18 protein-coding genes are annotated in these 13,292 nt (G+C 57.4%); 10 read left to right on the top strand and 8 right to left on the bottom strand.

Going from position 1 to position 13,292, the window contains the following annotated elements; genetic code table 11:
* The first annotated feature begins 35 nt into the window (after window positions 1-35).
* From EC919_RS23190 to EC919_RS23160, 7 genes are all read left to right on the top strand, one after another.
* Window positions 36-1,061: a phage tail protein gene (locus EC919_RS23190; protein ID WP_133776647.1), complete on the top strand. Its 1,026-nt coding sequence runs from the start codon at window positions 36-38 to the stop codon at window positions 1,059-1,061.
* Window positions 1,061-1,390 (top strand): hypothetical protein, encoded by a 330-nt coding sequence (locus tag EC919_RS23185; RefSeq protein ID WP_133776646.1) that lies wholly within the window; start codon window positions 1,061-1,063, stop codon window positions 1,388-1,390. Before EC919_RS23190 ends, EC919_RS23185 begins: the two co-directional genes overlap by 1 nt.
* A complete protein-coding gene (locus EC919_RS23180; protein WP_133776645.1) occupies window positions 1,387-1,665 on the top strand; it encodes a tail fiber assembly protein in 279 nt (92 codons plus the stop codon). Before EC919_RS23185 ends, EC919_RS23180 begins: the two co-directional genes overlap by 4 nt.
* Window positions 1,666-1,727: 62 nt before the next feature.
* Entirely contained in the window at window positions 1,728-2,153 is a 426-nt protein-coding gene (locus tag EC919_RS23175) for a cell wall hydrolase (protein ID WP_133776644.1), read from the top strand.
* A gap of 10 nt (window positions 2,154-2,163) precedes the next feature.
* Window positions 2,164-2,382, top strand: coding sequence for a hypothetical protein (locus EC919_RS23170; protein WP_243842318.1), 219 nt, complete (start codon window positions 2,164-2,166; stop codon window positions 2,380-2,382).
* Window positions 2,379-3,623, top strand: a complete 1,245-nt coding sequence (locus EC919_RS23165; protein ID WP_133776643.1) for an SGNH/GDSL hydrolase family protein — start codon at window positions 2,379-2,381, stop codon at window positions 3,621-3,623. The genes EC919_RS23170 and EC919_RS23165 overlap by 4 nt, the downstream gene beginning before the upstream one ends.
* A 226-nt stretch (window positions 3,624-3,849) precedes the next feature.
* On the top strand, window positions 3,850-4,515 hold the full coding sequence (locus EC919_RS23160; RefSeq protein ID WP_133776642.1) for a hypothetical protein: 666 nt from the start codon (window positions 3,850-3,852) through the stop codon (window positions 4,513-4,515).
* Window positions 4,516-4,754: 239 nt separating this feature from the next.
* On the opposite strand, the gene EC919_RS23155 is transcribed toward EC919_RS23160, so the two are convergent.
* From EC919_RS23155 to EC919_RS23145, 3 genes are read right to left on the bottom strand one after another with little or no spacing between them, the layout of a single operon-like run.
* Window positions 4,755-5,225 (bottom strand): hypothetical protein, encoded by a 471-nt coding sequence (locus EC919_RS23155; RefSeq protein ID WP_133776641.1) that lies wholly within the window; start codon window positions 5,223-5,225, stop codon window positions 4,755-4,757.
* Window positions 5,225-5,548 carry an STAS-like domain-containing protein gene (locus EC919_RS23150; protein WP_133776640.1) on the bottom strand — a complete coding sequence of 108 codons (324 nt, stop codon included), beginning with the start codon at window positions 5,546-5,548 and terminating at the stop codon, window positions 5,225-5,227. The genes EC919_RS23155 and EC919_RS23150 overlap by 1 nt, the downstream gene beginning before the upstream one ends.
* Complete coding sequence (locus tag EC919_RS23145; protein ID WP_133776639.1) at window positions 5,545-6,618, bottom strand: hypothetical protein; 1,074 nt, start codon at window positions 6,616-6,618, stop codon at window positions 5,545-5,547. Before EC919_RS23145 ends, EC919_RS23150 begins: the two co-directional genes overlap by 4 nt.
* Here EC919_RS23145 and EC919_RS23140 point away from each other — a divergent pair.
* Together EC919_RS23140 and EC919_RS23130 are read left to right on the top strand one after the other, a co-directional pair.
* A complete protein-coding gene (locus EC919_RS23140; RefSeq protein WP_133776638.1) occupies window positions 6,593-6,877 on the top strand; it encodes a hypothetical protein in 285 nt (94 codons plus the stop codon). The two genes, EC919_RS23145 and EC919_RS23140, sit on opposite strands and share 26 nt — an antisense overlap.
* Before the next feature lie 727 nt (window positions 6,878-7,604).
* Window positions 7,605-7,787 (top strand): hypothetical protein, encoded by a 183-nt coding sequence (locus EC919_RS23130; protein WP_133776637.1) that lies wholly within the window; start codon window positions 7,605-7,607, stop codon window positions 7,785-7,787.
* A gap of 203 nt (window positions 7,788-7,990) precedes the next feature.
* Here EC919_RS23130 and EC919_RS23125 read toward each other — a convergent pair whose 3' ends face one another.
* The 3 genes from EC919_RS23125 to EC919_RS23115 all read right to left on the bottom strand — a co-directional run bounded on the left by EC919_RS23125 (window position 7,991) and on the right by EC919_RS23115 (window position 9,851).
* Complete coding sequence (locus tag EC919_RS23125; protein WP_133776636.1) at window positions 7,991-8,551, bottom strand: Smr/MutS family protein; 561 nt, start codon at window positions 8,549-8,551, stop codon at window positions 7,991-7,993.
* A gap of 122 nt (window positions 8,552-8,673) precedes the next feature.
* Complete coding sequence (locus EC919_RS23120; RefSeq protein WP_133776635.1) at window positions 8,674-8,994, bottom strand: hypothetical protein; 321 nt, start codon at window positions 8,992-8,994, stop codon at window positions 8,674-8,676.
* A 233-nt stretch (window positions 8,995-9,227) separates the two neighbouring features.
* Window positions 9,228-9,851 carry a cysteine hydrolase family protein gene (locus EC919_RS23115; protein WP_133776634.1) on the bottom strand — a complete coding sequence of 208 codons (624 nt, stop codon included), beginning with the start codon at window positions 9,849-9,851 and terminating at the stop codon, window positions 9,228-9,230.
* Window positions 9,852-10,106: 255 nt separating this feature from the next.
* Between EC919_RS23115 and prmB the strand changes: the two genes are divergently transcribed.
* Window positions 10,107-11,015, top strand: a complete 909-nt coding sequence (gene prmB / locus EC919_RS23110) for a 50S ribosomal protein L3 N(5)-glutamine methyltransferase (RefSeq protein WP_133776633.1) — start codon at window positions 10,107-10,109, stop codon at window positions 11,013-11,015.
* A gap of 254 nt (window positions 11,016-11,269) precedes the next feature.
* On the opposite strand, the gene EC919_RS23105 is transcribed toward prmB, so the two are convergent.
* Together EC919_RS23105 and EC919_RS23100 are read right to left on the bottom strand one after the other, a co-directional pair.
* Window positions 11,270-12,070: a hypothetical protein gene (locus EC919_RS23105; RefSeq protein ID WP_133776632.1), complete on the bottom strand. Its 801-nt coding sequence runs from the start codon at window positions 12,068-12,070 to the stop codon at window positions 11,270-11,272.
* Window positions 12,071-12,198: 128 nt separating this feature from the next.
* Window positions 12,199-13,194, bottom strand: coding sequence for an alpha/beta hydrolase (locus EC919_RS23100; protein WP_133776631.1), 996 nt, complete (start codon window positions 13,192-13,194; stop codon window positions 12,199-12,201).
* Window positions 13,195-13,292 lie beyond the last annotated feature (98 nt).

The raw sequence follows: 13,292 nt of genomic DNA, 5'->3' as shown, positions 1-13,292 counted from the left end.
CGCTTACAGGCCGCATCAATATTCAAGGACTCTTTATGCCCTGGTACAAAGCCGGGACGGTTTCCGTCGCCCAAAATTCGAATGCCGTCACCGGCAACAATACTTCGTTCATCGCCAACAGCCGGGTAGGGGATGCGTTTCTCGGCCCGGACGGGCGCTGGTACGAAGTGACCAACATTGCCAGCGATACAGCGATGGCGATTTCCCCGAACTACCTCGGCGCCACAACCAACGCAGGCACCTACGCGCTGGCGCCGATGCAGGGTTACGTCAAGGACTCGGCCGACGCATTGCGAGCCCTTGTGAACCAGTTCGGCACGAAGCTCGCAGCTCTGGGTACCACCGGCAACTACGACACCTTGCCGGTGACGAAGGGCGGCACCGGAATGACGACGGCTGCCGGTGCGTTGGCGGCACTCGGCGCAGCTGGCTTAGGAGTGAACAATAATTCCGCAGGTACGTTTTTCTCTTCTGGCGAGCCGCCAGGAATCGCGAACATAAGTTCATCCGGGAAAGATGGGAGAACAGCATTAAGGATCTCTAACGGCGCAAACGCCGGCGCCTCCTCAGTCATCACTTTTATCAGGGATGCGTCATATGCAATTCACTTCGGGCTGGATACCGACAACAAACTGAAAGTTGGCGGCTTCTCAATGGGGGCGGTTGCTCGCACCCTTTACCACGAAGGAAACGCGGTCGGCACTGTCTCGCAATCCGGCGGGATTCCTACCGGTGCAATCGTCGAAGAAGGCACAAACGGCAACGGGACCTTCACGAAATACCTTAACGGCACGATGATCTGCCGGCACGGGATCGCCTACCCGTCGTTGCCGCCGGGGTCCGCGGCGGCAGCGGCATGGTCCTTTCCGTCGCCGTTCACCGCCCAGCCCATCTGCGTTCCTGCCGCTGGGTCTGTAGGTGGCAATGGGGGGTTCCTAAACGCTGCCCAGGACAGCGCTGGTAGCGGGAGCAGCACGACAATTGCCGTCGGCAACTCACACCCATCAGCGACTGTCGGTACCCCGTACGTCCATGTAATCGCTATAGGCAGGTGGTTCTAATGATTATCAAGCTTTCCCCCCAGCGCCGAGACGACTTGCTGGAAGTCGTCAAAACCGGGCAAGTCCTGAATATCAACGGCGAAGACTTCGATTTCTCCGCGATTTCTGATGGTGCCACCTTACCGCGCTCTGCGATCGATTCAGAATGGTTCGCGGGCGACGTGGAAATGATCTCCGGTGATTTGGTAGTCACGCTGCTGTTTCCAAACCCGGCTAATTACAGCCCGGCCCAGGCATTCCCGGTCGATCTGGTCGGCGTGCCGGACGGCCCAGTTGCATTTCCACAACCGCTTGCGGCGCCCGCAAACCCAGAGGCATTCCCAGAATGAGCAACATCGACTGGTCCAAGCTCATCACTAAAGAGATGAAGGAAACGCAGCGGGTTATCGCTCTGATGGGCGAGGTGACCGCTGAGCAAGGCAGGCGCAAGAAGATTGCCGACGATTCCATTCAGCCGCTTCAGGACGATCACGATACCGGTGATGCGGACGATGACGGCGAGGCGCTTCTGATCGCCTGGAAAAGATACCGTTCGGCGCTGGCAAAAATTCAGCTACAGCCCGGATACCCCACAACTGTCGACTGGCCAGCTCCTCCGGCCTAAGCAGTTCTCTGCTTTATCGCAACCCGCCATCGAGCGGGTATTTTTTTGTCTGGAGAAAAGTGATGACCGTTACCGAGAAAGATCGCGATGTGCTTGCGCGCACGCTGTGGGGCGAAGCGCGCGGCGAGGGCCTGACCGGCATGGCGGCCGTGGCTTGGACGATCCGCAACCGAGTGGACGATGGCAAGGATAAATCGTGGTGGGGCGAAGGCTATGCCGGCGTGTGCCAGAAGCCGTACCAGTTCAGCTGCTGGAACCGCAACGACCCGAACTATCAGTTCCTGAGTGGCGCGCGCCAGATCCCGTTCCGCGAGCTGGCGCAGTGCCGGATTGCTGCTGACCAGGTGATCGACGGCAAGGTGCCGGACCCCACCGGTGGGGCGACTCACTACTACGCCACCATGATGCCGAAGGCGCCGGACTGGGCGGCCAAGGCGAAGCGAACGCTGAAGCTGGGCAACCACGTTTTCTTCCGCGACGTGGCTTGAGGAGCGAGACATGCAGACCACGACAAAAGAAGAGACCTACGATCGCGCAATGCGTGTGACGCTGGGCGTAAAAGCAAACGGCGGTTCGGTCGCGATTCAGATCAAAATGGGCGACAGCTGGGTGACGGCCGACACGCTCTGGAACGATGGGGCTTATCAACTCAACATCCCCCCGGCCACGGTTAGATTCGTGCCATCTGCTGGCGCTGCATTCGAGGTGTTCGCATGAGCCTCCTCGCCGAGGCGCAGCCGACCCGGCGCCGCATCCGTCGCGGTCTGGGCCTGCTGGGCGATAGCTTCAGTGCAAACTGCCACACGATTGACACCAAGGCGTTCGGCACCGAAGCCTACGGCTACGCTGGGGCGATCGCGGCGAAGACCGGCCTGTTCCCGAGCTACCTGGACAATCAGGGGAAGGTCGGCGACCACTCTGGGCAGTTCATGCCACGGCTGCCGTCCTGCCTGACGTCAGCGACGGCCGATTTGTGGATGCTGCTGTCGCGCACCAACGACAGCACCACGCCGGGCATGACGCTCGCCGACAGCAAGGCCAACGTGATGAAGGCCATCATGGCGTTCCAGAACACGCCCGGGAAGTACCTGATTGTCGGCACCGGCACGCCGCGGTTCGGCACGAAAGCGCTCACCGGCCAGGCACTGGCGGACGCAATCGCCTATAAGGATTGGGTGCTGACCTACGTCAAACAGTTCGTGCCGGTCGTGAACATCTGGGATGGCTTCACCCAGGCCATGACCGTGGACGACCTGCACCCGAACCTGATCGGCGCCGACTTTATCCAGTCCCGCTGTGTGCCGATCATCAATGCCAATTTCGAGTTCTTCGGCGTGCCGCTGCCCACGGACGCCGCCGATCTCTACTCGGCGATTCGTCCCTTCGGCTGTCTCAATGCCAACCCGTTGCTGGCCGGTACCACTGGCGTCATCAATGCGGCCGTTAACCCGGTGGCAGGTTCGGTGCTGGCGGACAGTCACAAGGCCGCGGGTTCTGGCCTGGCCGGTGTCGCGACGCGCTGGTACAAGGAGCCCGCAGCGTTCGGCGAGGCGCAGTGCATCGAACTCAGCGGCACGATGGCGGCAGCCGGTGGATACATCTACGTCCAGCCAGCGGCGAACCTGACCCTGAGCAACCTGGTCGTCGGTGACGTCATCGAGATGGTGGCTGCACCCGAGATCGTGGGAACGACCCGGGGCATTCTGGGATGGGAAGCTGAGCTGATCGTCACGAAGCCAGTAGGCGGAGCCTCGTCGCTCGTGTACTACCGCTCGATGGACAAGTATCAGGAGCCTTTCACACTGCCGGCAAACTGGAAGGGGGCGCTTGAAACGCAGCGCTACAGCTTCGACTTAACCGAGACGGTGATCAGTTGGCGGATGGGCTTGTATCTGGCCGCTGGCATCGCGCTTGATTCGAAGGTGAAGGTCGCCCAAATCGGGATACGTAAAATCTAAATCGATTTCTTCCGGCTCCCTCGGCTTTGCTTCCCCCTCTACCACATGAGCTACCATTTACCCTTCGTGAAATCATTCGGAGTGGCACATGGTGCATAGCAATAGTCAGCCTGGGAAGTCGGCATGTTGCCGTCTCTGCCTACAGCCGAGGACGCTCCTTAAGTCGCACATTATACCTAAGGGGCTGTTGAGGATTGCGAAAGGTGAACACTCCCAATTGATAACTATGGGCATCAATGATAGTTCAATGCCGAGGATGGATAATGTCAATTGGCGCGAAGAACTGCTCTGTGAGGAATGCGAAAGGCATATAAATCTTTCTTATGAAACTAGTCAAATAAATAAGCTCAAAGGGGCTAAGGATAAAGTTCCTAGTGATAAGAGGATTACAATAACAAACTTAGATTTCAATAGATTCTATCTGTTTTGGTTGTCGATAATATGGCGCGCTTCAGAGTCATCGCTAGATGAGTTCAGCGTTGTCAACTTCCCTGATGAGTTATCAAATGTTTTAAGAAAAGCAATTCTAGAAGGTCATGCAAAATACAGAGGGCATGATCTGGATGAATTCTTTCAGATAGGTATTTGTCGATGGTACTTTGACGGTACTGATTCGAAGTCGTTCTTGACAACTTTTAAACTTATCAGTGATGAGCGCTGTATTTCTTATATATTCATGGTGGCAGGGTTTGCGGTGGTTTATCAGCTCAGTCCTGAAGTTTCTCGAGTGCTTCCAAAAGGGTTCAGTCTCATAAAAAAAAGCTATGTATTCAGAATGAATAAAATATTTCCTGGGGAGTCTCCTGTTGTTGACGAGTTTGTCGAGGATGCTAGGACATCTGCGCTAAGGGATCCTGGTTTCGCCATAGACAAAATCCTGGCAGGCACTTGAAAGCTGCAGCAGTCACGATAGACCACTCTGATGCGTAGCGTGACTAATGCTATACGATCTGCGCAAAATTACGCCCGTGCCGCAAGCTCGTCGGCGCGTTCTTCGACGGCCTGCTCCACAATGAGATAAAGCGCCTCGATGGATGCAGGCTGTAGCGTGTTCTATAGCCCGACGCATGCAAAGGCTTGTACGCGGAGGCACGCTCGGCGCTCATGTCTTCACTCGATCGGGCGATCTAATTAAACCTGCCAGAATTTTGATTTCTGGTAGGTTTCTCGATATGCCTGCTCTAGCGATGAGCATAGATCTGCGGCTGCGACATTAATTTCCTGTAGCACCCGGTGATCCATATCCATCTTTTCTCGTTTCAAGACCCTGTAATGACCATTATTATAAACGGCCGTTCGTAAGGTCTTTCCGTCGAGCTTATGATCATTGACCTTAAGCTTAAGTATCTCTAGCGCAGCTTCAAGCCTAAGCAATTCCGGATCAATACTCAGCTCAAGTTTCTTGGAGTCGTCACAGACTTCTTTAGTAAGACAGTCAATAACATTCTTCCGAATGTTTTCAACCGAGGCGATAGTTCTATCCAAAAATTGCCTCACCTCTTTCCTCGTCTCCCTTCGATCGTTGCCCCGTGACACCACAGACCAGCCGAGCACAACGATCAGCGAAGGTACAGCCCAACGAGCGATTTCAGACCAATCCATCAGGATTCCTTTCGAGCAATCTTAATATATCCCCAAGTTTCTTCTACATAACTGGCCAGTTGAAATTTAAGAACTAACTTAGCGCCGAGTTCCTTGGCGGTAAAATACCCTTTTCTTACGAGTCCTCCAAATGCTTCCTCGAGAAATGAAGACCCCAGCGATAAGACTCCGTCAAGATCGACGACGACTTGGTCATTAGTACGGAGTGCGGGTAGGAGTATTTCGTCTCTAAACTCCTCGCCAGAGTTCTTGCCATCCTCGCGATTTCTAACGCAAGGCATTCGAGTGAAATCCTTAGCTACATAAATAGTCATGGCGTTCATTTTCTCCCAGCCTCGTCGAACCCAAAGGCTTCAATTGGAATTTTCCACATTATGATGGTTCCGTTGATGCTAACCTTCTCATCGCGTGAAACCTTCGTAGCATCGGCATTATCCATTACATATATGCCTTTGTTGCTGTATATAAAAATACTACCGACCTGCTGTTCGTGCACTACCTTGAGAATATCCTTGAGCCCTTTGCCTCTGTTTCTGCGATCGGTGCTTGTCTTGCCAACGGTAAAGGCTAACTGAATCATCTTGTGATCAAGGCGCTTTAAACCTGATCGAGTTTTCAAGATAGTTGCTACCTCCTCCTTCCAGTTGCTCTCCAGCGTTCCAGGAATTCCTAATCCCAAGTCGCAAATAGCTACCGCTACTTCATCTCCCACCTGCCGAGCGAAAAGCCACCACTTCTTCCGTTCGTCTGCACCACCTGTCGACTTTTTATAGGCGTGTTCTGACGAGTTTGCCACTGCCTCCGCCATTCCGCTCAGGAGTGCGATTCGAAGTTCCATGTTGCTGCCCTCAGTGAGGACCTTTGGGAGAATGTCCGCGATTGAGTCGAGCTCGCCTTCGGTTCCTGAGGCATGCAGCCATGACACGACGTTATCTGCGATGATGTTCTCAATTCTTGGCGGCAATCCCAAACGCTGGAGAAGGCCAATGTGCTGAAGCATCTGCTCCACAACGCTGTCCGTAGGGTAGGTGGCTGCCAACTTCTTGCCTACAACGGGGGATTCGAACAGGCGCTCAAGTTCAGCCAAGAAGAGAAGGGTGCCACACGGGTGCAGCTCCTTCACCTTAGAGAAATCAATGGTAATTATAGAAATTCTTTTGTCGTAAGCGGACTCTTTCAGCTTGCGGATCGCCACCATCAGGTTCGCTCGGCGCTCGCTCCCGCCCAAGCTTAAGGTGCCTGGCAGCCTGATTTTGGCATTTGAATAAGAGCGCTTATGCCCAATGAGGGACTTGCGCTGGCGATGGATGCCCCTGAGCCGTCGCTCCCGCCACAACTGCGCCACAAGAGATCGCGCAGACCATTGTATGAAGCGTTTCGATACCTTTTTCATGCGGCTCATCACCAAGCTGGGCGTAGATGTTGAGGCTTTTCACAGCCTCAGAAACCTGCGACGTACCAATGCACCGCAGACAGGGGTAGGGAGCCAAGTCTGCGATCAATGTGACATCCGCATTCACAAGGAGTTAGGGACTGGCGAAGTAAATCCGGGTAAAGATTTGTCGACCTACGCCTCGGAACAGCTGAAGTCCGTACCATTTTTTGTACCACTGCATGAGTTTTTGATGGTTTTGGTGGGTACGCTAGGGTAGGAAATACCCCGTGTTTATTGGATTTCGCTACTTCAATCTTCCCTGCAAAACCCACGGAAAATTGCGGTGTAGTTCTGTTCCAGAGTCACAGGGGTGTGTTCCGTGTGGGTTCAAAAAACGCAGGGTTGCGGGCCTGCAAAGGCGCACATAGTAGCGTAGCTGGACGCGCAGGGGTACGGCAGGCGGCCGAGACGCCTGCGGCATGGCGCCGCCGTGACAGTGTCAGCTGACCTTTACCCAACCTTTACCGAGGGGATATGCCGGAATGTGTCGGCCTGCTGTCTGAAGTAACGGGTGACAGATGCCCGGATGAAGAGAGTGCTTATGATGGTGAGCCGAATCGCGAAAATCGCACTGGTGATTGCCCTGGCGTCGTCGGTTTCGGGGTGTTTTTTCGGACCGGGTTGGGGCCGCCACGGCGGAGGCTGGCATGAACACCGTTATTACGACGGTGGCCCATACGATGGCGGACGGGGCGGCTACGGCCCTGGACCTGGACCTGGACCGGGTTACTACCGCCGCTGATTTTTTCTGATCATTTCAACGCATCAAGCACAGGCCGCGACCGGAAGCCTTTCCCTCGCGGCCTTTTTGTTGGGTGACTGTTTAGTATCAGGTTCGATACTTGATCGGTACCAAACCACGACGCGGATTCACAGGCACGTGCTGTCAGAAGCAGCAGGTGATGAATGCCTGTGATCAAGCCCGCTTTAAGAGAGAAATCGAAATGTTGAGTCGTATAGCGAAAGTCGCGATGGTCATCGCGGTGATGTCGGCCATGTCCGGATGCTGGCCATTCTGGGGACCGGGCGGGGGAGGCCACGGTGGTGGCGGCGGTGGCGGCGGTCACTATGAAGGCGGCGGCCCTGGTGGCGGCGGTGGCGGTGGCGGCGGTCAAGGTCCGCGCTAATGTGATGTCGGTCTTCACTCGGCTGGACAGCTGATTGAATGAGCACTGCAAAATCCGTAGGAGCCGGCTTGCTGGCGAATGCATTGCGTCAGTCGATATTTTCGTTTCTGATTCACCGCGTTCGCCAGCAAGCCGGCTCCTACAGGGTATTTCGCTCAGGCAAGCCACGACGCCAACCTGTTCACAAGAGGCAAGGCCCCGCCTTACTCGTCACGCCCTTCCATCATGGTCCGCTTCAGGATCACGTACACCGCACCTGCGCCGCCATGCTTGGCGATGCACGATGCAAATCCCAAGACCTGCTGGTGCTGCCGCAACCACGTATTGACGTGGCTCTTGATCATCGGCCGCTTGCCATCCAGCCGCACCGCCTTGCCGTGGGTGATGCGCACGCAACGCACCTCCAGTTTTGCCGCCTCGGCCAGGAACTCCCACATCGTTTCGCGCGCCATCTCCACGCTCATGCCATGGAGGTCCAGGCTGCCTTCAAAGCTGATCTGCCCCAACTTGAGCTTGCGCATCTGGCCTTCCTGCACCCCGTCACGGGCCCAGTAAAGCGTGTCTTCAGGGCCGACATCGATCACGAACTGGTCTGACAGACCATCAACGGTAATCGTCGCATCGGAACGCACGGTGGCCGCCTGACGCAGTTTGGCCAGGTTCTTACGGTCGGTTTTGGGTTTTCCTACGTCCGCATGTTCAGTCTTGATCGGCTTTACGCCGCGAATCTCACTGCTGAACAGGGAAAAATCGTCGTCTTGCATGGTGGTCTCCGCGAAGGGGGCCAGTTTAACCACGTCACGCCAGAATCGGCGCGACTATCGATGATTAGCGCTCTCGATGCTCAGAGCTTTCGATGATTAAACGGCAGCGGATGACGCGAGGGTCAGTCGTGCTTCTTCATCAGATGGGGAGACATGTTGAGTTCGCCGGCACGACGACGACGGCGACGACTGCGGCGCCAGAACCAGATGCCGACATACAGCATCAGCAAACCGACAATCACCGTCACCACGGCGCCCGCCGGACTGGCGTTCAGCTCGCCCAGCGCAACAGGGTTGCCGATCAGACTGGCAACGCCGGCCATGGCCAGCAGCACGCCAGCGGTGGCCAGAACGGCCGAAATCGCAGCAATAATGCGCATCCGCCAGCTGCCCTGGCCTTTGGGGCGCAGGCGACGGGCATCAAAACCATCGGATATTTTCATTCCGATTTCCTCTATGGGTATCGGCGCTCTGACCTGCACAGGGTGGTGTGGTTCCCGCCTGGCCAGGTTTCAGGGGCATCATGGGTCGATAACGGATAGGCGGTCAGGCGAACAGGGTGACCCTGCCTGACGACTGCATTTGTACGCCTTTTCTACAGGAACTGCCGGAAAATGATCCGCGCAAGGGGCATGCGCGGTCAGCTCGGTCACAACAGCTCCTGTCGAGGGAGGAATCAGATCAGGTCTTTGGTCAGCGCCAGTTTGGCGAAGTTGTCGTTCATGATGGCCATCTCCGCCTGCTGCACCAGCTCGGCCTTGATGACACCGCTCGGGGTCGGCAGGTCGCGGGTGGCGCAGGCGTCTTGAACCAGCGTGCAGCGAAACCCGTAATCCTTGGCCGCGCGCACGGTGGTGCTGACGCTGGAATGGCTCATGAAGCCGCACACCACCAGATCCAGCCGGCCTCGGCTTTCCAGCAGGCTGTGCAGGGTGGTGCGATCGTCGGTGGAGACGGTCCCGTTCAGCGCGTTCGGCAGGCGTTTTTCGATGATGATCTCGTCATCCTGGGGCTGCAGTTCAGGCACGAATTGCCCACGCTCGCCCTGGGGATCGAACATGCCGCCGACGGTGCCCAAATGGCGCACGTGAATGATCGGCGACTTCGCGGCGCGCGCAGCGGCGACCAGCTTGACGATGTTATTGATAGCGTCCTGAACGCCGGTCAGGGCGAGGGGGCCGCTAAGGTATTCCTTCTGCGCATCGATGATGATCAGGGTGGCATTACTCAATGTGGCCGCCGCATATTCACGGCCACTGAGTTGAAACATGGTCTTCGGACCAGTGTTTGAAACAGACATCGGGGAGGGCTCCTTGGAGTGGGGCTTTTGCCACATTGTCCACTGGCAGAGCGATTCTGTGAATCGCCCTGCTCACAGACCTCGCTTTTTTGCCGGGCTTCAAGCCGTCGAGCAGGTCGCGGTTGCTGTCATAGTGCCTGCAAAACGAGGTAAAGACTGCGGAAAGTTTAGCGCGTGGCCGCCGCGCCTGGTGCGGGATCGTTTGTTGCGTGGATGGCTGATAGAATCGCCCGTCGTTTTTTCAAGGAGTCTGCCGTGATCACTTCCCGCCTGCGCACCCTGCGCGATCATATCCGTTGGGCTGTCAGCCGTTTCCATGGGGAAGACCTGTTTTTCGGTCATGGCACCGACAACGCGTGGGACGAAGCTCGCCAGTTGGTGCTCGGCGCCCTGCATCTGCCGTGGGAAATTGCCGACAGTTACCTGGACTGCAACCTTGAAGAAGACGAGCTGGTGGCGGTTCAACACCTGATCAAGCGACGCATCGAGGAGCGCGTGCCCACGGCGTATCTGCTGGGTGAAGCGTGGTTCTGCGGGATGTCATTCATCGTCGACGAGCGCGTGCTGATTCCGCGCTCGCCCATCGGTGAATTGATCGAGCAGCGTTTCGCACCCTGGCTGGCCAACGATCCGGCCCGCATTCTCGACCTCTGCACCGGCTCCGGCTGCATTGGCATCGCCTGCGCCGACGTGTTCCAGAACGCGGAAGTGGTGTTAGCCGATCTGTCGTTCGAGGCGCTGGAAGTGGCGAATCAGAACATCGAGCGCCATGGCGTGGATCAGCGCGTGTACACCGTGCAGGGCGATGGTTTCGACGGGCTGCCAGGTCAGCGTTTCGACCTGATCGTGTCCAACCCTCCGTACGTCGATGCCGAAGATTTCGCCGACATGCCCGACGAATACCAGCACGAACCCGAGCTGGCGCTGGCCTGCGGTGACGACGGCTTGAATCTGGTGCGGCGCATGCTGGCCCAGGCTGCGGACCATCTGAACGACAAGGGCTTGTTGATCGTGGAAGTCGGCAACAGCCAGGTTCACGTCGAAAGCCTGTACCCGGAAGTGGATTTCGCCTGGCTGGAATTCGAACGTGGTGGCCATGGCGTGTTCATGCTGACGGCGGAGCAGTGCCGCAAGCATCAAGATCTGTTCGCAGCGCGGGTCTAGTCAGGTAATCAGCTGGCCTGTTCCCGGCTAAAGCCAGTCCTACAGACCGCATGCAACTGTGGGGCTGGCTTCAGCCGGGAAGGCGTCGGGATTAACACTGCACATCTGATGACGAGCACACCGGCCTGTTCCCGGCTAAAGCCGGTCCTACTGACCGCATGCAACTGTGGGGCTGGCTTCAGCCGGGAAGGCGTCGGCATTCACATCGCACATCTGATGACGAGCACACCGGCCTTTCCCCTCATGATGCCGGCTCACCGATGCGTCGCAATCCAGATCAGCAGGCCGGCCTGAAACACGGCAAAGGTGACCAGGCAGGCGATGGTGAAGCGCAGGCCGGCGTCGTCCCGGCGGTATTTGCTGACCTTGTCTTCGGTTTTCTTGATCGTGACGTCCTGTTCCTGAATCCTCTGTTCGGCCTGTTGCAACATCTGCGCGGCGTCGAGGATCTGCACGATCTGGATTTTGTCGGCGTTCCAGGTGTTATTGAGGTTGCCGACCTTGGCGTCCTTGATGGTGCCTTTGAGGTGTTGCGCATCGGCGTAGACGACTTCGAAACCCTGGGTCTTGAGGAAGTGATCACGACGCAGACGTGTGTCCTCGTTGAGCGCATCCTTGTTGGCCAGCGCAACGCCTTCGATCTTGTACTCGGCGCAACGTTTCTGCGCCCAGCTGATGCCCTGAGCCAGCATGAAACGGCCCAGGCCGCGGTTCCATGGCTCGATTTGCAAGCCTGACGCCGGGCCCACGCGAACGCTGCGATTGGCGTGATCCACCCAGACATCCAGACAATTCTGTTCTTTGCGGGTCTTCTGCCCCGGCAGCTGATAGCTCATGCGCAGCAGGCTGAATTCTTTGTTGTGCCGCTCGGCCCTGCCGAACTCGACGAAACGCAGCGGGCGGGCGCCGGTCGCGCGGTCGGTGGGCAGGGGCGCCAGACGCAGCATGGAGAAATGCTCGGCGTGCACTTCCTCCCACAAGACAGGCGCGGCGACTTCGCCTTCTTTGGCATCGGTCGGCTCGACCGCGTCGGTTTGCATGGTTGCTTCTGTCATCACGGCGATCCTGTTATCGACATTGCCCGGCACATGGCACCGGCACACGATGCCAGCAGACAGCTATCGGCCGTTTATGACGAAGCTAAAGGATCGTGCGTCGGCTCGCGCGTTGAAAAGCACCGGCCTCAGGCGGCCGGTACCGAGTCGAGAAATTTCAGGATGCGATCGGTCACTTCGCTGGCCAACGGCAACTGCGGATCCTTGTAGGACGCCAACTGCCGCTTGATGTCCATCGGCACGATGCGCAGCACATGGTTCATGCCGTCGATGATCGCCAGTTGCGAGTCGGGTTTGGCCTTGTGCAGCAGCTCGGCGTCGCCCACGCCCACTTGCATGTCGTTGCGCCCCTGAATGATCAGCGTCGGGATTTTCAGCTGTCCGAACGCCGCCGTCGGGTTCTGCCGGAACAAGGAAATCAGGTAAGGCTGCACGCTTGGGCGGAATACCACTTGGAGGGGCTCGGGCACGTCGTTGTCAGTCTTGCCGGCCTTGATTTCCTCGATCAGTTGCTCACTGCGCGCCAGCAGCGGAGGAGGGAGGCGATCCTGCAGTTGCTCGCGGACCACTTGATCCACCGGCCGACCGGTACCGGCTACGGAGATCAACGCCACGGCGCCGGCACGCTCCGCCGCCAGGGTGGCCACCAGCGCACCTTCACTGTGGCCCATCAGAATCAGGGGTCCCAGGCGCGAGTCTGTTTTGAGCTTGGCCGCCCAGGCGACGGCGTCGTCGACGTATTTTTCGATGCTCAGATCGCGCTCGTCCGGGGTGGCGGGGCGACTGGCCGCAACGCCGCGCTTGTCGTAACGCACGCTGGCGATGTTGTGCTTGGCGAGGATCAGGGCGAGACGTTTCATGCTGTCGTTGCGTCCCCCGTCGGAGTTATTGCCGTCACGGTCGGTTGGCCCCGAGCCCGCGATGATCAACACTACCGGCACGGGTTTCGCCGATTTGGGCAGCAGCAATGTGCCAAACAGCTCGCCGGTGCCCGTGTCCAGGCTGATGGGGCGCTGCAGCACAACGGGCGTTCCGGCGTGGGCGATGGATGACAGCAGGGTCAGGCTCAAGATGATCGCTCGCAGCGGCCAGAAGCCGCGAATCAGGGGTAAGGCGCTTAGCATTGCAGGACCATCATCAATAAAGTGTCAATTGGACGCGGGCAAATGAATAAGGTTCGAGGATGAACTGCGCCATAAGCCTGCGTATACTGGCGCGCTTG

Source organism: Pseudomonas graminis, from assembly GCF_004364335.1.
Classification (GTDB): Bacteria; Pseudomonadota; Gammaproteobacteria; order Pseudomonadales; family Pseudomonadaceae; genus Aquipseudomonas; species Aquipseudomonas graminis_D.
This window is presented reverse-complemented; position numbering and strand designations above follow the sequence as displayed.